The sequence below is a fragment of the Chitinophaga arvensicola genome (assembly GCF_900110835.1).
In the GTDB taxonomy this organism is placed as follows: Bacteria; Bacteroidota; Bacteroidia; order Chitinophagales; family Chitinophagaceae; genus Chitinophaga; species Chitinophaga arvensicola.
In genome coordinates, this window is the sequence record NZ_FOJG01000002.1 from 2,937,146 (window position 1) to 2,956,215 (window position 19,070).

Consider the following 19,070-nt stretch of genomic DNA (forward strand, 5'->3'; position numbering starts at 1 on the left):
AATAGTGACGGTTTAAAAAAGATCTTTCAGCACAGTGTTGGCAGCGTGGAAGCCACACATCCCGTGTACACCGCCTCCGGGCGGTGTAGCGGAAGAACAGATATACACTCCTTTGGCAGAAGTACGGTAAGGTGAAATACGGCAGGCAGGGCGCGTGTATAACTGCCGGATATCGATGATTCCACCATTGATATCGCCGCCCACATAATTCGGATTATATGTTTCCATCTGTTGTGGATTCATGATATGTTTTGCCAGTATCAGATCGCGGAATCCGGGTGCGAAGCGTTCTATCTGCTGCTCTATGATACCGGTCATATCCACATCGGAGCCGTTGGGTACATGGCAATAAGCCCAGGCAGTGTGTTTACCCGCTGGTGCTCTTTCATCAAACAGGCTTTGCTGCGATACCAGTACATAAGGTGCGGTATTGAGTTTGCCGTCGTAAGCGCATTGCTCCGACAGGGCAATTTCCTCGAAAGTGCCCCCCAGGTGTACCGTAGCGGCCTGCCGGCACTCCGGTGCGGTAAAAGGAATGGGACCGCTCAATGCCCAGTCTATTTTAAACACCCCGGGGCCATAGCGGTAACCCGACAATTGCCGGATATAGCGCGGAGAAAAAACGTCTCCTGCTACAGTGAGCAATTGCTTCGGTGTGAGATCAAACAACACGGCGCGATGCGAAGGCAACTGCGCCAGCGAACTAACGCGAACGCCTGTCTGAATTTCTCCGCCGAGCGAAGTAAAGTGTGCTGCCAGCGCTTTGCCGATGGATTGTGAGCCCCCTTTGGGAACCGGCCATCCATGGCGGTGTCCTACGGCAGATAATATGATCCCGATAGCTGCGGAAGCTACATTGGTCAGTGGTTGAATTGAATGCGCCGTCATGCCCGCCCATAACCCTCTTGCAGCGGTAGTAGTAAACCGGTTGGCAATAGCCGTGGCAGAACGCAGGGCATTCAGGCCAAAACGCGCCATGATTAACGGGTGACGGGGAATAGAAAATGGTCCGAGACTATCGGCAGCTACTTCCTCCCAATAATCGGCCACTGGCTGAATAAGCTGGCGGTATACTTTCTCATCGGCTCCCAGGGCCCTGGCGGTGTCGTCCAGCGAACGCGCCAGGAAGGCAGCGGTGCCGTCATCAAACGGATGGGCCGCCGCCAGTGGTGAATGCACAAACTCCAGCCCGTAATCGGCCAATGGTAAAGTAGAGAAAAAAGGAGAACCTACGGCCATCGGGTGCACTGCCGAACAAACGTCGTGATAAAATCCGGGTAACGTCAGTTCTTCTGTACGCATCCCGCCACCGATGGTATCTTTTGCTTCCAGCAGTAATACGGATAACCCGGCCTGTTGCAGCCTGATGGCGGCAGAAAAGCCATTGGGTCCTGACCCTACTACTATTGCGTCGTAATCTTTTTTCTCCATGAGCTGCTTACTGCGGTGCTGGTTGATTAGTCTACAAACTTAGTATACTATTAACGGGAATGCAAATTATTTTTGAGAAAGATAGGAATTTATTTGGCGTCTTCCACGGCAACGCTCATCCGGAGCGCCCGCAAGCCACTCAGTCCCTGCAGATCTTCCAGTTCCAGTTCTTCCACGCCGGGCAGCAACATGCCGGTATCCTGCAGGTATTTGATAAAAGGCAGGTAATCATCTACATCTTTCGGGTCGGAATAAATCAGGGCAATCTTATCGGGTTGGGTGAGCCGCTCTTCCGTGTTGCGGATATGCACTTTATCGATCCGTTTCTTGATCATCTGGTAACGGATGTTATAGGCGCCTTCCACATCAAATTTGCGTTCATCGGCGCGGAAGCTGATATCGATCGGATGGTTATGTACAAAGATCAGTTGGGTGGTGTGCAGTTCTTTCGACATGCTTACACGCAGGGAGTAGGTTAACCGGGTGATCGTTACCATCGATGATAATTGCCAGAGCCGGAGGTTTTTGAGATGAAAATGATCAAAGGGTCTGTCGGGGGAAATCGACTGGCCGATATAAATATCATATTCTATTCCATCTGTTCTGAATTTTTCAAAGTAGCAGGGATAAGATTCCTGCAATTTGTTTTTCTCTGATTCAAAGTATTCGTTGACCGTTTGATTGATCAGTTGCATCGATGCTTCCAGCGCCTGTTTGTTGGAGTCGCCGGCCATAGATTCCAGGCAGCTGCTGATGGTTTCACGGCTCACCGGGAACTGCGCAGCGATATGTTGCAGGTACTGCACGGCTTCCACATCCAGGAAACGGTTCAGGGCATTTTCATCGGCAGGACTCAGCTGCTGCTGCACCAGTGCCTGCTGCCATTGCTGGCAGTTGTAGATCATCTGTTTTAGCAGATCGTTTTGCTGGTATTGCCGTAATACATCCAGGGTGTTGGCCAGGATGCTCAGGTGTCCGTCCAGGTCTGCAATGATGGCTTTATTTCTTTCGATGGTAGAATTTCGGATATCAATAGCGCCATACAGCGGATACACCTGTTCAAACAGGATATTGCTGATCGTGGCAGGCTGGTTTCTTTTAACGCGGTACAGGTACTCCCAGGCGGCTTCATTGAACTTCCATTGCACGGCTGGTTGTATGGATGTATATTTCTCCTTGATCACCTTTTCTATCTCCCCGTTAAATTCATCGATATAAATTTGTAACAACTGGGCCACTGATGCCAGTGCGGGTTCCAGCAGCGCCAATGTTTTTTCATCAAACATATGATCCTTCCAGGTGTGCACGGCGAAAGCGCCTACGGGTTCATGCAGGTAAAAAAGTGGCAGAATGGCGAGGGAACGTACTCCCAGTTTGCGGAAATGTTCGAGAAAATCTTCTTTCCGGTTTTCCTGGAAGATATCGGAAGAAAAAAAGATCATCGGTTTCGCGATAAACATTTTTGCCTGGCGGCTGAATTCTTCCGGTGAAAGCCGGCCTTCTCCCCATACACTTGCTAAAATGCCGGTACCGCCTTTTTCAAAACCATAAACCGGTTCATTGTTTACCCGCAGAAAGGGAAACAGGTCGAATTCCATATTACGGTCACGTACCAACGATTTCAATGACAGGATCACCTGTTCATAACTCTGTTCATCCACCAGTGCGGTGCGCGACAATCTTACCTGGCTGATGTTTTCCACCGCTTTTTTGGCGGTAACATCCGTTACGGTAGCTACACAGAATCCACGGAAACGGAAGAGGTGTAATGGGAGCATTTCTTCCATCACCTCTACACCGCTGCCTTCACTGAAATGCGTATACAACTGTACAAAATCAATCTCCGGTAAATCACCTACTGCTGTTACGCTGATAAAGTCGGTATTGATGTTCACGGAATAATATTGCAGGAGGCCGGTGGCGTTATCCATACCGGCATGATACTGATCCATTTTCACGGGCGCCTGGAAATTATACAGGCGTTTCAGTACCAGGGAATAGATGAGTTGCAGCCGCTCCCGGTGATAATCTTCCGGTGTACGGGTTACCTGGTAGGTATGATTTTCCGACTTGCCTCCCATTAAACCATAGAGGAGGTTGGTGCCGTAAAAAATGAGTGGTAAAAAAGGAAAGCTGAGTCCCCACGCGAGGTATTGTTCAGAACTCATAGCAGGAGAAAGACAGGCATATACATATTCCAGCAGGGGCGCATATTGATGTATGTCTTCCAGGGGAATATCCTGCCCGGATATATCCGATGCTTCAAACTGCGCCAGCACCTCTTTATACAACCAGGCTTTTACGGTAGGTTCCTCCTCCATCCGTTGCCGGAGATGGGAAATAAACGGTTCAAAGGAAATGGCTGCATCTATCGTCAATGGCTGCGCTTTGCTTCCTGACACATCCAGTATGGTTGTTTGCATAAAGGGGATTATTCTTTCAGTAACAAAGGTAGGGAATTGTTATTTGCAAGGTATAACACGCATGCCATGGCGGGTACAAATAAATAACTTATCTTGTTAGCCTGTAATTTCACCCCATCCAAACATCTCTTAAACAGCTGCAAATCATGAAAACATTTTACCTGTTAACAGCTGCGTTATGCCTGTTAATAAACGTCAACACCTTTGCACAGCAAGACTCTGCCGCCATGATGAAAGCCTGGGCGGCGTACATGACACCTGGTCCTGTACATGAGAAAATGGCTATCGCCAATGGCGAATGGACAGCCGACATGACCTTTTGGGAGAAACCGGACGCCCCGCCTACTACTTCCACTGGAAATGTGGTCAATAAAATGATCCTGGGCGGCCGTTATGAAGAAAGCCGTTTTACTGCCGACATGATGGGCATGGCCTTTGAAGGCGTGAGCACCATGGCGTACGACAATGCGCGCAAGGTGTTTATCAGCACCTGGATAGATAATATGGGCACCGGCATCACCGTCATGGAAGGTCAATGGGACGATGCTACCCACTCCATGCATTTAAGCGGTAAAGCGGTAGATCCTGTTACCGGGAAAGAACATCCCATCCGCCAGGTGCAAACATGGACCGACAAAAACCACCAGGTACTGGAAATGTTCAGGACCATGGATGGTAAAGAGATCAAAGACATGGAAATAAAGCTGACACGGAAGTAATCAGCCTTGTATTTTTAAGATGTCGTTTACGTCATAATCCGGCGCGCCGCCTGCAAAGGAGGCCACCAGCGCACCCAACGCATTGGCAAACACCAGGCATTCCCTGGCAGGCCGCCCCCGGATAACGCTATGCAGAAAACCAGCCAGGAAAGCATCTCCGCTGCCTATCGTATCCGCCACTTCCACGGCGATACCTGGTTCTGCATAAAACAGGTCGTTGGCAAATAGCAGCGCCCCATCAGCTCCCATGGTGACCACGATGGTATAGATATGAAAACGCTCCGAAATAAGTCGTACCGCCTGTTCCTTATCCGTATAAGGATGGTACCAGTTGCAGATCAGTTCCAGCTCCGTTATATTCAGTTTCAGTAAATGACATTCGCCCAGTAACCATTCTATATGTTCCCGGGTATAATGCGGCGCCCGCAGGTTGATATCCAGCACTTTCACCACCCGTTCTTTCAACGCCTGCTGTAAGGTATGCAGCGACACTTCATGCCGGGAGCAAAGACTGCCAAACACCAGGTAGCGTGTAGCCGTATCCTTTAACCGGGCAGCCAAACCGGGCGTCCATTGGATAAAATCCCACGCCGCCGGATATACGATATCGTAATGCACATCATGCGGGTTGGTCATATCGGCATACACCTTTCCTGTTTCCACCTGCTCATCTACCTGTACCAGGCTGGTATCCAGTCCGTAGCCATTCAGCATATCCAGTAGCCCCTGCCCCCTGGCATCGCGCCCCACGCGGGATACCAGCGACACCTGCTCTCCAAGTTGCTGCAGATGGTAAGCTACATTCATCACCGCCCCACCCGGCAATTCCTTCTCCGGCAGAATATCCCATAACATTTCTCCAAAACAGATGATCCCGTTCGACATAATTTTCCAACTTTGATTAAACGTAATGAACCCGTAAACGTACCTTTACAGCGTACCGACAAAATACGATAAAGCAATTATATTTATAAACAATGCTCCCTAAAACCCGGAAATGATGCACCAGGAAGAACATTTAAAAAGCTCGGATTTTATTACGGATATGGTGATCGGCATGAGCGACGGACTTACCGTGCCTTTTGCACTGGCGGCAGGGCTCAGTGGTGCCGTGAGCAGCAATAATATCATCCTCACTGCCGGCATCGCGGAAATTGTAGCAGGCTGTATCGCCATGGGCCTTGGTGGCTATCTTGCGGGCAAAACAGAACTGGAACACTACGAAAGTGAACTGAAAAGGGAATACGCGGAAGTGGAAACCGTACCGGACAAGGAAATGGAGGAAGTAAAAGAAGTATTTGCCGAATATGGATTAAGCCCGGAAGCACAACAACTGATTGCTACTGAACTATCGAAGGATAAAACCAAATGGGTGAATTTCATGATGAAGTTTGAACTTGGACTGGAGGCACCCAATCCTAACCGCGCCCGGCAAAGCGCGCTCACCATCGGAGCCTCCTATTTTGTAGGCGGACTGCTTCCTTTATCGGCCTATCTTTTCACGGATACGCCTCAACGGGGATTGATAGGATCCACCATTCTGACCATTATCTGCCTGTTCGTATTTGGCTATTTCAAAAGTAAAGTAACCGGCCAACCTCCTGTACAAGGCGCGCTGAAAGTAACGATGATAGGCGTTCTGGCCGCCGCTGCCGCTTTTGCCATCGCCCGGCTCGTGGCTTAAGTTGAACATAAGCGGCGTGAAACTGTTTGGATTAAAGTCAACTGTTGAATCAGACATATGAAACTATCACCCCGGCTTAATAAATGGCTCAAAATACTCGGTGCACTCCTGCTCTTCAGGATAGTGCTGGGGCTTTTGCTGTATTACCTGGTGGAGCATAAGTTTGTAAAGATCATTCAATACATTGTCAGCAAAGAATCCAACGACAGCTATAAATTCGACGCCGATGCCATTGATTTTTCGCTGTGGAAAAGAAATATCATTATAAAGAACGCACGACTTGTTGGTAAAGACACGGTACACGTTTCTGCACATTATGATGTGGCGATCCCCAGGGTTTATCTCTCCATACAATCCTGGCGCGCATTGATACTGCATAAAAAGCTATTGGTGGATAGTTTGTCCGTGATAGACCCTTCCCTGCTTATTCACGAACATGTAGCGCGCGGCCCGCGAACAGACAGCTTTCAGCTTTCTTCCGTAGTGGATCACCTGGAACAAGCGCTGCAATATGTAAATGCCCGCATTGTGCATCTGCAGAACGGATCGCTGGTATACAGCAAGGTAAATGGTCCACCGCCTCTACGGGTAGACCATTTCAATTTCTCAATCGTTAATTTCTCAAAGGTAACCCATACCGATAACCACATCCTGGGCTCAGATGATGTGGATTTTTCGTTCGACAACCAACACTGGATCCTGCCGGACGGCAGGAATACTATCAGTTTTAAACGGCTGCATTTCTCGGGAAAAAACCAGTTCTTCCAGCTCGATTCCTGTACTATTTCCAGTGCGGCCACGGCTACCAAAGGAGAAATGTCGTTATCGGCCGATCAGTTTTATTTTAATGCCCGTCACCTGCCCGCCATTTATATGCGGGAAGAATTACTGATAGATACCCTCGTTTGTATCCGGCCGGTGCTCAAACTCCCCGGCAGGAAACTTAGTCATACCGATAAAAAAGTAGCGCTGGACAGTTTGCCGAACACCTTGTTCAAACGGATGAACTTCCGGTATATTGAAGTAAGAGACGGAGAATTGCTGCTACGGGGCAACGTATCAACGGGCACGACTAAACGTACCAATCTGAATATCTATAATCTTACCATTGCACATGATACCACGCCTGCTATCACGACCGACAGTATTGCATTGCGTCTCAATAAAATAAAATTCTACTCGCTCGACAGCATGTTTCAGCTCAGTGTAGATGAATTTGTGCTGCAACGGAATGATGTGATCTTTAACCAGGTAGAATATGGGCCCACACCGCGCAACCATTCCGGTAAAGGTTTAACCTTTACTGCGCCTTCCCTGCGCCTGAATAATGTGAGCCTGGAAGACCTGCTGCGGAAGCGACTGAAAGCCACCAGTGCTGAACTTTACCAACCGGGTATCCACTTTCTCACCAAAGCGAAAACGCCGGTAAAAGGGCGTATGCCGATAGATAGCACCCGGATCAAAATGCCCGCCTTCTACCAGACCCTGCACGGATTAAGTCAGACGATACAGGTGAACACCTTCCGGATCATAGAAGGCAATATCAATTTCACCTCTACCGGAAAAACCCCGGTTACCCTGCAGGTAAAAAATATGAACACCGATATCCTGCTGCATAACTTCCTAATGAGCGATTCGTTGGTAGATATCAAGCATTCTATGCCCAACCTGCATATTGAGCAGATGAATGTGCTGTCGGACAAGGCCGGTATCACTGTGAACAATTACGCATTTGACGGCACTCACCGGCACAATAAAGCCGCCAGTCTTACGGTATCGTTATCCAATGGAACACGTATGGCTGCCAATGATCTTTACTGGGAAGTGTTCGACTGGGATGTTTACCAGGAGTCGAAGGATATACAGGTAGATGTATTACGCATCGGCGCTTTGAAGATACAGGCACAAAGCGGTGGCACAAAAAAAACCGGGCCGCCAAAAGATTTGCCGGTGATACGCGTGGCACAACTGGACGTTGGGAGTATACAATTCAGTAGTGAAGGAGCGGATCAGCATAGCAGTTTTAATGCGGACAAAATAGCATTGCGCAATGTGCGCACACGGCAGCATTTTATTACCTGGGGCACTGCCACGGGGCAATTCAGCAACATCCGGCATCACAGTCCGGGTACAGATGTTTCCATCGCAGCGGTACAACTGAATACCAGCGGTCTTACCACAATCACTGCCGCCGATGCCACATTGCATAACGCGGAAGGCTATACTAAAATTAAGCTGCCTGCACTGCAATTACAGACGGCGCTGCACAGTACAGATATGAGCCAGTTGCTGGTGCAGTCGCTCAATACCGCCCATCCGCAGATAGAGATATTCAGGACGGGACATCACACAGCTAAAAAGAAAGCCGCACCGTTGCAGGCGACATTGCAAAAACTGGCAGTCTCCGATGCTGCCATCCTGTACACGCAGCTCAATGGTGCGGATACTACCCGCTTACAAACCACCGCTCAGCTGGAAGGCAGCGGCATAGCGCTCCATACCGGCAGCCCGCAGTTATTACACTATCAGCAATTGCACCTGGATCTGTCCGCGCTGTCTTTCCATCATACCGGCACACAGCTGGAGGCGCCACAATTATCGGTACAATTACAAAAAGGACAATTGCACCAGGATAAAAACCAGCAGCTATCACTCCGCTCCGGCGTAGTGGTGAACTGGCAGGATATACAATTGGCATTACATCATGGAGATACGCTTGACCTGGTGCTGCAACGATTATCCGGTATGTTTAAAGATGCCGGCTTCTACTGGCAGAAGGCGCATAAAATAGCCTGGTCGCCTTTTGTGGGGAACACCAGCATCCATCAGGGCGGCTTTTACTACCGCAACAAGCAACTGCATGCACAGGCGGAAAACGTTGCCCTCGATCCGGCCACCCGGACATTTTACCTGCATCAGTTTGAAGTGACGCCCAATCTGAGTGCAGCGGAAACCTTCCGTACTGCCCCATGGCAGAAAGATTATATTACGGTGAAGGGCGCATTGCTGGAGATCAGCGGAATGGATATCCCGGACGACAGCACCATCGCCATCCGTCGCATAACGATAGACAGTACCCTGCTGACTACGGCCAGGGATAAACGTATTCCGTTTCAGCATGGAATAGAAAAGCTGATGCCGTCGAAGCTTATCGGGACCTTGCCGGTAGCACTTCATGCAGACAGTATCATAGTGCGCCAGTCGGCTGTTACCGTCAATGAATCTTCCAGGGCAACGAATAAATGGTCAGCCGTACCCATCACCGGTATCAATGCGGTAATTACACATTTCGGCAATACCTATGGTAAGGAGGATAGCTTACAGGTACAGGCCAGTGGCCGGCTACTCGGTAATCCGATCCGGTATTTTTCTTACCATGAATCGTATGGTGACTCGCTGTCGGGGTTTACAGCACAAAGTTATCTCGCTCCGATGGACCTGAAGGATTTTAACCAGGTGGCCATTCCCATGGCGGCCGTGAAAGTAAGACGAGGCGTGGCAGATACCATTTTCTCACAGTGGTCGGGGAATAAATACGCAACATTGGGAACGATGAATTTTTACTACCGGAACCTGAATATACAGGTACTCAATAAGAAAGACTCCACCAGGATGGGCTTTATGGCTCACCTGAAAACCATGCTGGCAAATGCGCTACTGAGAAACAACAACCTTCGCCCCACACGTATGTTTTTTGAACGAGACCGGGAGAAGTTTATTTTCAACTATTGGGTAAAAGCAGAAACTTCCGGTATCATTACAGCGGTGGGTGTGAAGAAAGACAAGAAGTACCTGAAAAAGTATAATAAGGTGGCAAAGAAATACGGATTGCCCAAAAAATAATGGTTGTTTTCTGATTTGCTTTCAGCTCCTGATATTTTTAAGTTTTTTGGCGTATTTTAACAGCTATCATTTACAACTATTTATCCGACATTTGTTACCCAATTTTAAACGATTATGAAAGTTTGCATTGCTGAAAAACCAAGTGTGGCAAGGGATATTGCAGAAGTGATCGGTGCGAAACAGCGCAAAGATGGCTACTATGAGGGCAATGGCTACCAGGTAACCTGGACTTTCGGACATTTCTGTACCCTGAAGGAACCACACGATTATTACGAGCAATGGAAGTTCTGGCGGCTGGAAGATTTGCCCATGATTCCTCCCAGCTTCGGCATCAAGCTGATTGAAAACTCCGGTGTACAAAAACAGTTTAAGATCATAGAAACCCTGGTACAGGCCTGTGAAGAAGTGATTAACTGCGGGGATGCCGGCCAGGAAGGAGAACTGATTCAGCGGTGGGTGCTGCTGAAAGCAAAATGCGCGGCCCCTATCAAAAGGCTCTGGATTTCTTCGCTGACAGTAGAAGCGATCCGTGACGGTTTTCTTCATCTTAAAACAGCAGATCAATACGATAATTTATATGCAGCCGGCAGTGCGCGGGCTATCGGCGATTGGCTCCTGGGCATGAACGCGACCAGGCTGTTCACCAAAAAGTTTGCACAGGGGAAAGTGGTATTGTCCATCGGCCGGGTGCAAACGCCTACCCTGGCAATGATTGTACAACGGCAGAAAGAAATCAATGCCTTTGTATCGGAAGACTACTGGGAACTGAAAACGATTTACCGGGAAACGGAATTCACGGCCGCTATCGACCGGCTGAAAACGCCGGATAAAGCCGCCAAAGGACTGGCTTACCTGAAAGAGCACCCGTTTGAAATCACCTCTTTCGAAAAGAAAGACGGAAAGGAAGGAAATCCACGCCTGTTTGACCTGACCGCCCTGCAGGTGGAAGCCAATAAAAAGTTCGGTTTCTCAGCAGATGATACGCTGAAATATATCCAGAATCTTTACGAGAAAAAGCTGACTACCTATCCCAGGGTAGATACCACTTACCTCTCAGAAGACCTGCACCCGAAAATTGCCGGTATCCTCCAGGATATGACGCCTTATGCTGCGCTGACGGCGCCGCTGCTGGCGAATCCTATCCCGAAGCTAAAAACGGTTTTCGATGATAAAAAAGTAACCGATCACCATGCCATTATTCCTACCGGTATGCACCCCGGTGGTTTGCCGCTGGAGGAAAAGCGGATCTACGACCTGGTGGCCCGTCGCTTTATTGCGGCCTTCTACCCGGAATGTAAAATATCCAACACCACCGTGCTGGGTAAAGTAGGACAGGTACCGTTTAAAGTAACCGGTAAACAGATCCTCGAACCCGGATGGAAAGAGGTGTACGCCAACGATGTAAAAGAGAAAAAAGAAGGGGAAGAAGAAGAAAAAATACTGCCCCATTTTGAAGTAGGTGAAAGCGGTCCGCATACGCCCCGCATCCACCAGGGGAAAACCTCTCCGCCGAAAGCCTTTACAGAAGCCTCGTTGCTGAGAGCTATGGAAACGGCGGGTAAACAGGTAGATGATGAAGATTTAAGGGAATTACTGAAAGACAATGGTATAGGCCGGCCGTCTACCCGCGCCAATATCATTGAAACACTGTTCCGCAGAAAATATATCGAAAAGAAAAAGAAGAATATCTATGCCACCCAAACGGGCATGGACCTGATTGATACCATACAGACGGAACTTCTGAAAAGTGCCGAACTAACGGGGCAGTGGGAACGAAAACTCCGCCTCATAGAAAAAGGCGAGTATGCGATGGATACTTTTAAGGAGGAGCTGATACAGATGGTGGTAGACCTCACCAAAGAAGTAAAAACTGCCAGCTACAAATTTATCACCATCGCTCCTGATCCGCCACCAGTACCGGAAGAAAAAGAAAAGCCCAAAAAAGAACCGAAACCTAAAAAGGCGGTGGTAATTGCAGAAGTGCCATGTCCCAAATGTAAAACACATGCGCTCAAAAAAGGCAATACCGCTTATGGCTGCGCTAATTTCAAAGAATGTGGCTTCAAAATTCCATTTGAGATCCTTGGTAAAAAACTCACCGACAAACACATTGCCGATCTGCTGGCAAAAGGTAAAACCGCTAAGATAAAAGGTCTTAAAATGCCGGGTAGTACCGAAGAACGGGAAGGCAAACTAGAATTCGATAAAGATTTTAATATTGGGATAGGCTAAGTATTTTGTCTTACCCGGTATGCCCCGGGTAAGACAAAATAACCGGCTAGGCTACAAAAGCCGTTCCTGTTGTTACTGCTTTCCACTGCTCCAGGTCTCCTTCTATCGCTGCAATTTTCTGATAAGCCATCTGGTAAGCATCTTCTCCGAGGAAAAGGTGCAAAGGCGCTTTAGGCGCTTCCGCCACGTCGATTAATGCGGCTACTGCTTTTTCGGGATCACCTGGCTGATTGCCATTGATTTCCTGCTGATGTAAGTGCTGGGAGTCGCGCACCGACTGGTACGCAGCGATCTGATTGGCTGGTACGCTCAGGGAGCCGGAGGAGAGAAAATCCGTCCGGAAGTAACCGGGCGATACAATCGTAGCCTGGATACCAAATGGCGCCACTTCTGCTGCCAGGGATTCAGTTAATCCATCTACGGCGAACTTGGTAGCACAATAAATACCAAAGCCCGGGAAATTGCCGGTAAATCCACCAATAGAAGAGATATTGAAGATATGCCCTGATTGCTGTGCTCTCATATGCGGTACGATGCTGCGCGTTACGTTGAGAAGGCCGAATACATTTACATCGAAGTTGGCGCGGGCTTCTGCATCAGATGTTTCTTCAAGGCTACCGATTTGTCCGTATCCTGCGTTGTTTACCAACACATCTATACGGCCAAAGTGTTTGATGGTTTCAGCCACTGCAGCCTGCACACTGGCTTCATTCTTCAGATCTACCGAAAGGGGCAGGAAATCAGCAGTTGTAGCCACCTGGCGGAGGTCGTCGATGCTGCGGGAAGTAGCCGCCACTTTATATCCTTTCTGCAATAATTGTTTTACGAGGGAGCGGCCTAATCCTTTGGAGGCGCCGGTTACAAACCATACTTTTTTGTTGTCCATGATCTAAGTGTTTTTTGATAACACAAAAGTAGACCGGTGGCACGGGTCTGTTGTTACGGCAATCAAACCAATCATTGCAAAAATCAAACAATGCGAAAAGCGCCGGGCGTAAGGGTGGTTTGTTTTTTGAAAAAGTTGCTGAAATGGGCCGGTTCTTCAAATCCGAGGGCATAACTGATCTCGGATACGTTCCAGTTGGTATGTTTTAGCAGGGCTTTGGCTTCGGCGGTTAAACGTTCTGCAATATGTGTGGTGGTGGTTTTGCCGGTAGTGTCCCGGATAGCCCGGTTCAGGTGATTCACATGCACCGACAGCTGCTTTGCGAAATCGTTGGCCGAACGCAGGGAGAAGCGCTGTGCGGGTGATTCTATCGGGAATTGCCTTTCCAGCAAGTCGCTAAATACGGCGGTGATACGGGATTTGGCATCTGCATGCTGGTAAAGGGTTTCAGACGGCTGCATTTTCAGAGCATAGTGAATAATCTCTGTCAGATAGCTCCGCAGCAGGTCATATTTATATACATAATCGGTGTTGATTTCCGTCAGCATTTTCTTAAACAGCTGCGTTACTTCTTTATCCTGGCTTTTGGTGAGGGAATAGGAAGGAATGCCCCCTGGCACCATCATGGGCAGATCGTGGATATTGCTGCGGGTAGCGCCTGTAAAAAAAGATTCCTTGAAGATGCAGAAATAGCCGCTGTAATCACCGGACAGCGATTCCCAGGAATAAGGTACCTGCGGATTAAAGAAGACAAGTGCGCTGCCTTTTACTTCCACCGTTTTATCGGCGTAATGAAAGAGGGTGTCTCCCCGCAACAGGCTTACTTTGTAGAAGTCGCGGCGACTGTATTTTACGGTAATATCCCCGTCTACCATACAGTCTTCCATTCTGAACACATTAAAATGTCCGAGATCCTGTTGCAGTTTTTCCGGGATATGCCGGAACTTGTGCTGGTAGAACTCCTGGAGTGTTTCTGTTTTGCCCATGTGGCAAAGTTACAAAATTCACACCATGAAAGTACCAGGCCGGGTGTGCTCCCCGCCTGGCATCATCCTGATGCTGATTGCTGTTCCGGCCAGCTCTAACAAGCCAGTATGATTTCTTCCGGGTCCCGGAATTTCCGTTCGCTGCTTTTAATGGGTACATCATTGATAGCGGCTAATCTGCGCTGCATAAGGCCGTCTGCATTAAATTCCCAGAGTTCATTGCCATAAGAGCGGTACCAGTTGCCGGTATGATCGTGCCATTCATATTCAAAACAAACCGCAATGTGGTTATCCGTAAAACTCCAGAGTTCTTTTTTCAGCTTGTAGTCCAGTTCCCGTTGCCATTTCCCGGTGAGAAAAGCCACTACTTCTTCGCGGCCGTTGATGAACTGATCACGGTTGCGCCACACCGTATCTTTGGTGTATACCATGGATACTTTCTGCGGATCTTTGCTGTTCCAGGCATCTTCTGCCAGTTGTACTTTCTGTAAGGCTGTTTCCCGTGTAAATGGAGGGAGGGGGAATTTCTGTTCCATGATGCAAATATTTAAATGTGATATATTCAGATAGATCGATCTGTCTATTTTAGAAGTTTTAAAAAAAGATGCTCAGCATCTTTTTTATTAGTGATGATATTTTGTGTTGCGTTTAGCGAAAAGGCTTGCCTGCGACATCTCCTACAACAACCCCACCGCCATTTTCCTTGCCTCCTGTACCGGCCACTGGTGGCGGTAAAGCTGGCTTTCCACAATAGCGGATTCAAATAACAGGTAAACATGATCCTTTATTCCCTGCTTTTCCTTTGCCAGGATCTCTCCGAGAAAAGCGCGCAGCCCTTTCTTATGATCCTGTATGACGGCCAGCACGGCAGTATCATTATCAGTGGTTTCGGAAAGAATGTTCAGGAAAGCGCAGCCCCGGAAATGCTCTTTCTCATTATTATCAAACAGGAAATCAAATGCGGCGGCAATCTTTTCTTTCGGCTTTGTTGCCTTATCTGTAAAACGTTGTAATCCTTCCATCCAGTCGGTATGACGCTGGTGTAAAAAAGCCAGCAGCAACGACTCCTTTGATTCATAGTGTGTATACAGGCTGGCCCTGGCAACACCTGCTTCTTCAATTACCTGGTTAATCCCCGTGGCGTGATAGCCCTGGTTATAGAAAAGGGAGGTGGCTGTTTCCAGTAAACGCTGTTTCGGATCACTGATCTTCTTCTTCATAAAACAAAGGTAAGTAAAAATAGACAGATCGATCTATCTTTTTTCCTTTCACATAAAACAGGCGAAAAAAAGGGGGGCTTATTTTATCTTGTCGGGAAATAATTAAAGCTGAGCATGCATTCAACCTTACGGAACCTGTTTCTTTACCTGTTATTGTTATCGCCCTTTGCTTTTACGGCGCAGGGGCGCGAACCCGTGGCCACGGCAAACGGCTATCTTTATCATAAGTGGCACCATTCTTCCGGAGTGGAAAGCGGCTATCATAGTTCCGCGAACACGGTAAGTACCGGGCGTTCAAACGCTGCTCCGGTTACTGATCCTTATTCACCGGCAACTACCGCCTGCACGCCTATCCGCCTGAAATGCGAGCACCTGCCTACGCCTCTCGGCATCGACGCGGTGCATCCGCGTTTCTCCTGGCAGCTGGAAGACAGCCGCAGCGGCGCCAGGCAAACAGCTTACCAGATCAAAGTAGCCACCGACTCCGCTACGCTTGGCAGCCATCCTTTATGGACCAGCGGCAAAGTCAACAACGGAGACCTGCTCACCACGTACCAGGGAAAAGCATTACAACCATTTACCCGGTATTACTGGAGCGTGGAAATATGGGACAAAGACGGACAAAAAACAACTACTACGCAATCGTGGTTTGAAACCGGTATGTTGCAGCAAAGTAACTGGAAAGGCAGCTGGATCAGCGATGGCGATAATGTACAACTCAAGCCCGCTGGCAACTTCCGGAAAGTTTTCACGGCCACTAAACAAATAAAATCTGCCCGGGCCTATATCGCGGCGGCAGGTCTGTATGAACTATATCTCAATGGCCAGAAAGCCGGCAATCACCGGCTGGATCCCATGTATACCCGCTTCGACCGCCGCACCCTCTACGTTACCTACGATGTAACATCCCTCCTGCAATCCGGTAAAAACGCCATCGGGGTAATGCTGGGCAACGGATGGTATAATCACCAGTCCACCGCCGTATGGAATTTCCATGAAGCGCCCTGGCGTGGGAGACCCGCATTTTGCCTCGATCTGCGGATTACTTATACCGATGGTTCAGTGGAAACCATTACCTCCGGGAAAGACTGGAAAACAGCACTGGGGCCAATTGTATTCAACAGCATCTACACCGCAGAACATTACGACGCCCGAAAAGAACAACCGGGATGGAATACCACCGCTTTCGACGACAGTAAATGGAAAGATGTGATCAACAGATCAGCACCTTCCAATCACATTGTTTCACAACAGCTGTATCCCATCGAGAACGTGGAAGAAATTCCAGCCGCCAGCGTAGCACATCTCAACGACAGCACCTGGGTTTATGATCTCGGCAGAAACATTGCCGGTGTTAGCAGGATCCGTGTCAGCGGTGCTGCGGGTACGGTAATCAAACTGAAACACGGCGAACAACTGGATAAAAAAGGATTTGTGGACCTGTCAAATATCGTGGTGCATTACCGCCCAACAGATGACACTGATCCTTTCCAGACAGATATTTTCATCCTCAGCGGTAAAGGGGAAGAAACTTTTATGCCCCGCTTTAACTACAAAGGATTCCAGTATGTGGAGGTTACCAGCAGTGCGCCGGTAACGCTTAACAAAGATAACCTCACCGGTTTCTTTATGCACAGCAATGTGCCGCCCACCGGGCATATCCATGGCTCCGATACCATGATCAATAAATTGTGGTGGGCTACCAATAATGCTTATCTCTCTAACCTGTTCGGCTATCCGACAGATTGCCCGCAGCGGGAAAAGAACGGCTGGACCGGCGATGCACAGATTGCCATTGAAACAGGACTGTACAACTTCGATGGTATTACCATCTATGAGAAATGGCTGGCAGATCACCGGGATGAACAGCAACCCAACGGGGTACTGCCTTCCATCATTCCTACCGGTGGCTGGGGATATGAATGGGGAAATGGCCCCGACTGGACCAGCACCATCGCTATTATTCCCTGGAATATTTACCTGTTTTACGGAGATACCACGCTGCTGTCTGATTCATACGACAATATGCGCCGGTATGTAGACCGGATTACGGCCATCAGCCCGAATGGGCTCACCACCTGGGGTTTGGGCGACTGGGTACCGGTGAAGTCCAAATCTCCCGTAGAATTTACCTCCTCTGCCTATTATTATGCGGATGCGCTGATCCTGGCCAAAGCAGCAAAACTGTTTGGAAAAACCGCTGATTATACGAAATACAGTGCCCTGGCAGAAAAGATCAAAACCGCTTTTAATAAGAAATACCTGAATACCGACACCGGCATTTATGGAGAAGGGGTACAAACAGAACAAAGCGTAGCGTTATACTGGGGACTCGTACCCGAAGCCATGAAAAGCAAGGTAGCGGACAAGCTGGCCAAAAGAGTAGCGGCAGATAATTTCCACCTGGATGTAGGCTTACTCGGTACTAAAAGTATCCTGAATGCGCTGAGCGAAAACGGCTACGCGGATGTGGCTTATAAAGTAGCCGCGCAACGTACCTTCCCTTCCTGGGGCTGGTGGATCATGAGCGGCGCTACTACCCTTTTTGAAAACTGGGATATCAACGCATCTTCTGATCTGTCGCGAAACCACATTATGTTTGGTGAAATCGGCGCCTGGATGTATAAAGGTATTGCCGGTATAAAACCGGATGAAGCTGCACCCGGATTTAAAAATATCCTGTTGTCGCCCGGTTTCGTAGAAGGACTGGATCATTTTGAAGCCAGCCACGAAAGTCCGTATGGAAAAATCGTTTCCTCCTGGAAAAGAAACGGTAATACCATCACCTACAATGTGGCCGTGCCTCCCAATGCCAGTGCAGATGTGTTTTTCAACATCTCCCCGACACAAAAAATATATGAGAACAATAAACCGGTGATCACACAAACCACCGGCAAAGGATTACGTTATCATGTAACCGCTGGTACACGGGAGTTTCAGATCAGGTAAGCCGGATCTTTCGGAATAATTTCCACTCCCTTCTTTCCCGCTATGATGGCAGCATGGGCCATGTTGTAAAAAAGTGAGGTTTCGAGTACACCCGGAATTTCCTTCAAACGATGATTCAGGCTATCTAATAGCGGGAAAGAACGGAACCAGATATCAATCAGCAGGTTGCCGTTTTCCGTAATCACCGCCCCATCTTTTTTGTTACTCAGCCGGATCACCGGGTTGGCCGGCGAAAATACTTTCTTCAACTGTTTCATCACAAATGGTACCGCTTCCGGTATCACTTCTATCACCACCGGAAAAGTGGTGTATAACTGCGCTACATATTTTGAACCATCTCCAATGAGGATGAATTTGTCTGCCATAGCAGCCAGCAGCTTTTCGCGCGTATGAATGCCACCGCCGCTTTTCAGGGCGTTCAGCTGGTGATCAAACTGATCACATCCATCAAAATAAATATCCAGTTTGGATACCTCACCGATCTGTTTACTGTTAAACCCATGTTCCTGGAGCAACAGCTGGGTGTTGAACGAAGAGGTGACGGTGGTAATACTGTGGAATAAGTTGTCTGTTTCCTTCAGGTAGTTCACCAGGTGGGCGATGGTACTGCCGGCGCCAAGTCCGATGGTTTGTCCGGGTTTTATAAAATCCAATGCTGCTTTGGCAGCCACTTGTTTCAGGTCTTCCATATAGTTAC

General features: G+C 48.5%; 13 protein-coding genes. 5 read left to right on the forward strand and 8 right to left on the reverse strand.

What is annotated here, in order from left to right; translation table 11 throughout:
* Positions 1-12 precede the first annotated feature (12 nt).
* Positions 13-1,458, reverse strand: coding sequence for a phytoene desaturase family protein (locus tag BMW79_RS28895; protein WP_262487517.1), 1,446 nt, complete (start codon positions 1,456-1,458; stop codon positions 13-15).
* 62 nt (positions 1,459-1,520) lie between these two features.
* Positions 1,521-3,854: a GAF domain-containing protein gene (locus BMW79_RS28900; protein ID WP_089901592.1), complete on the reverse strand. Its 2,334-nt coding sequence runs from the start codon at positions 3,852-3,854 to the stop codon at positions 1,521-1,523.
* A gap of 146 nt (positions 3,855-4,000) precedes the next feature.
* On the opposite strand from BMW79_RS28900, the gene BMW79_RS28905 reads away from it, so the two are divergent.
* Positions 4,001-4,573, forward strand: a complete 573-nt coding sequence (locus tag BMW79_RS28905; protein ID WP_089901595.1) for a DUF1579 domain-containing protein — start codon at positions 4,001-4,003, stop codon at positions 4,571-4,573.
* Here BMW79_RS28905 and BMW79_RS28910 read toward each other — a convergent pair whose 3' ends face one another.
* Positions 4,574-5,458: a carbohydrate kinase family protein gene (locus tag BMW79_RS28910; RefSeq protein WP_089901596.1), complete on the reverse strand. Its 885-nt coding sequence runs from the start codon at positions 5,456-5,458 to the stop codon at positions 4,574-4,576.
* Positions 5,459-5,570: 112 nt separating this feature from the next.
* Here BMW79_RS28910 and BMW79_RS28915 point away from each other — a divergent pair, with 112 nt between their 5' ends.
* The 3 genes from BMW79_RS28915 (at position 5,571) to BMW79_RS28925 (ending at position 12,332) form a co-directional block, all read left to right on the forward strand.
* On the forward strand, positions 5,571-6,257 hold the full coding sequence (locus BMW79_RS28915; RefSeq protein WP_089901599.1) for a VIT1/CCC1 transporter family protein: 687 nt from the start codon (positions 5,571-5,573) through the stop codon (positions 6,255-6,257).
* 57 nt (positions 6,258-6,314) lie between these two features.
* On the forward strand, positions 6,315-10,100 hold the full coding sequence (locus BMW79_RS28920) for a hypothetical protein (protein WP_089901602.1): 3,786 nt from the start codon (positions 6,315-6,317) through the stop codon (positions 10,098-10,100).
* Between the two features lie 114 nt (positions 10,101-10,214).
* Entirely contained in the window at positions 10,215-12,332 is a 2,118-nt protein-coding gene (locus BMW79_RS28925) for a type IA DNA topoisomerase (protein WP_089901605.1), read from the forward strand.
* 46 nt (positions 12,333-12,378) lie between these two features.
* Here BMW79_RS28925 and BMW79_RS28930 read toward each other — a convergent pair whose 3' ends face one another.
* From BMW79_RS28930 to BMW79_RS28945, 4 genes are all read right to left on the reverse strand, one after another.
* Positions 12,379-13,218 (reverse strand): oxidoreductase, encoded by an 840-nt coding sequence (locus BMW79_RS28930; protein WP_089901608.1) that lies wholly within the window; start codon positions 13,216-13,218, stop codon positions 12,379-12,381.
* Positions 13,219-13,301: 83 nt separating this feature from the next.
* Positions 13,302-14,204: a helix-turn-helix domain-containing protein gene (locus BMW79_RS28935; protein WP_089901611.1), complete on the reverse strand. Its 903-nt coding sequence runs from the start codon at positions 14,202-14,204 to the stop codon at positions 13,302-13,304.
* Positions 14,205-14,299: 95 nt separating this feature from the next.
* The gene (locus BMW79_RS28940) at positions 14,300-14,740 is read right to left on the reverse strand and encodes a nuclear transport factor 2 family protein (RefSeq protein ID WP_089901614.1); all 441 of its coding nucleotides are present in this window, start codon (positions 14,738-14,740) and stop codon (positions 14,300-14,302) included.
* Positions 14,741-14,881: 141 nt separating this feature from the next.
* Complete coding sequence (locus BMW79_RS28945) at positions 14,882-15,424, reverse strand: TetR/AcrR family transcriptional regulator (protein ID WP_218150475.1); 543 nt, start codon at positions 15,422-15,424, stop codon at positions 14,882-14,884.
* 114 nt (positions 15,425-15,538) lie between these two features.
* On the opposite strand from BMW79_RS28945, the gene BMW79_RS28950 reads away from it, so the two are divergent.
* A complete protein-coding gene (locus tag BMW79_RS28950; RefSeq protein WP_089901617.1) occupies positions 15,539-18,373 on the forward strand; it encodes an alpha-L-rhamnosidase in 2,835 nt (944 codons plus the stop codon).
* Here the strand turns inward: BMW79_RS28950 and rpiA are convergent.
* Positions 18,361-19,062: a ribose-5-phosphate isomerase RpiA gene (rpiA, locus tag BMW79_RS28955; protein ID WP_089901620.1), complete on the reverse strand. Its 702-nt coding sequence runs from the start codon at positions 19,060-19,062 to the stop codon at positions 18,361-18,363. The genes BMW79_RS28950 and rpiA overlap by 13 nt on opposite strands.
* Positions 19,063-19,070: the final 8 nt, after the last annotated feature.

Coding starts and splice junctions, on each gene's coding strand:
- BMW79_RS28900 (WP_089901592.1), bottom strand. CDS start 3,854: ATGCAAACAACCATACTGGATGTGTCAGGAAGCAAAGCGCAGCCATTG.
- BMW79_RS28905 (WP_089901595.1), top strand. CDS start 4,001: ATGAAAACATTTTACCTGTTAACAGCTGCGTTATGCCTGTTAATAAAC.
- BMW79_RS28910 (WP_089901596.1), bottom strand. CDS start 5,458: ATGTCGAACGGGATCATCTGTTTTGGAGAAATGTTATGGGATATTCTG.
- BMW79_RS28915 (WP_089901599.1), top strand. CDS start 5,571: ATGATGCACCAGGAAGAACATTTAAAAAGCTCGGATTTTATTACGGAT.
- BMW79_RS28920 (WP_089901602.1), top strand. CDS start 6,315: ATGAAACTATCACCCCGGCTTAATAAATGGCTCAAAATACTCGGTGCA.
- BMW79_RS28925 (WP_089901605.1), top strand. CDS start 10,215: ATGAAAGTTTGCATTGCTGAAAAACCAAGTGTGGCAAGGGATATTGCA.
- BMW79_RS28930 (WP_089901608.1), bottom strand. CDS start 13,218: ATGGACAACAAAAAAGTATGGTTTGTAACCGGCGCCTCCAAAGGATTA.
- BMW79_RS28935 (WP_089901611.1), bottom strand. CDS start 14,204: ATGGGCAAAACAGAAACACTCCAGGAGTTCTACCAGCACAAGTTCCGG.
- BMW79_RS28940 (WP_089901614.1), bottom strand. CDS start 14,740: ATGGAACAGAAATTCCCCCTCCCTCCATTTACACGGGAAACAGCCTTA.
- BMW79_RS28945 (WP_218150475.1), bottom strand. CDS start 15,424: ATGAAGAAGAAGATCAGTGATCCGAAACAGCGTTTACTGGAAACAGCC.
- BMW79_RS28950 (WP_089901617.1), top strand. CDS start 15,539: ATGCATTCAACCTTACGGAACCTGTTTCTTTACCTGTTATTGTTATCG.
- rpiA (WP_089901620.1), bottom strand. CDS start 19,062: ATGGAAGACCTGAAACAAGTGGCTGCCAAAGCAGCATTGGATTTTATA.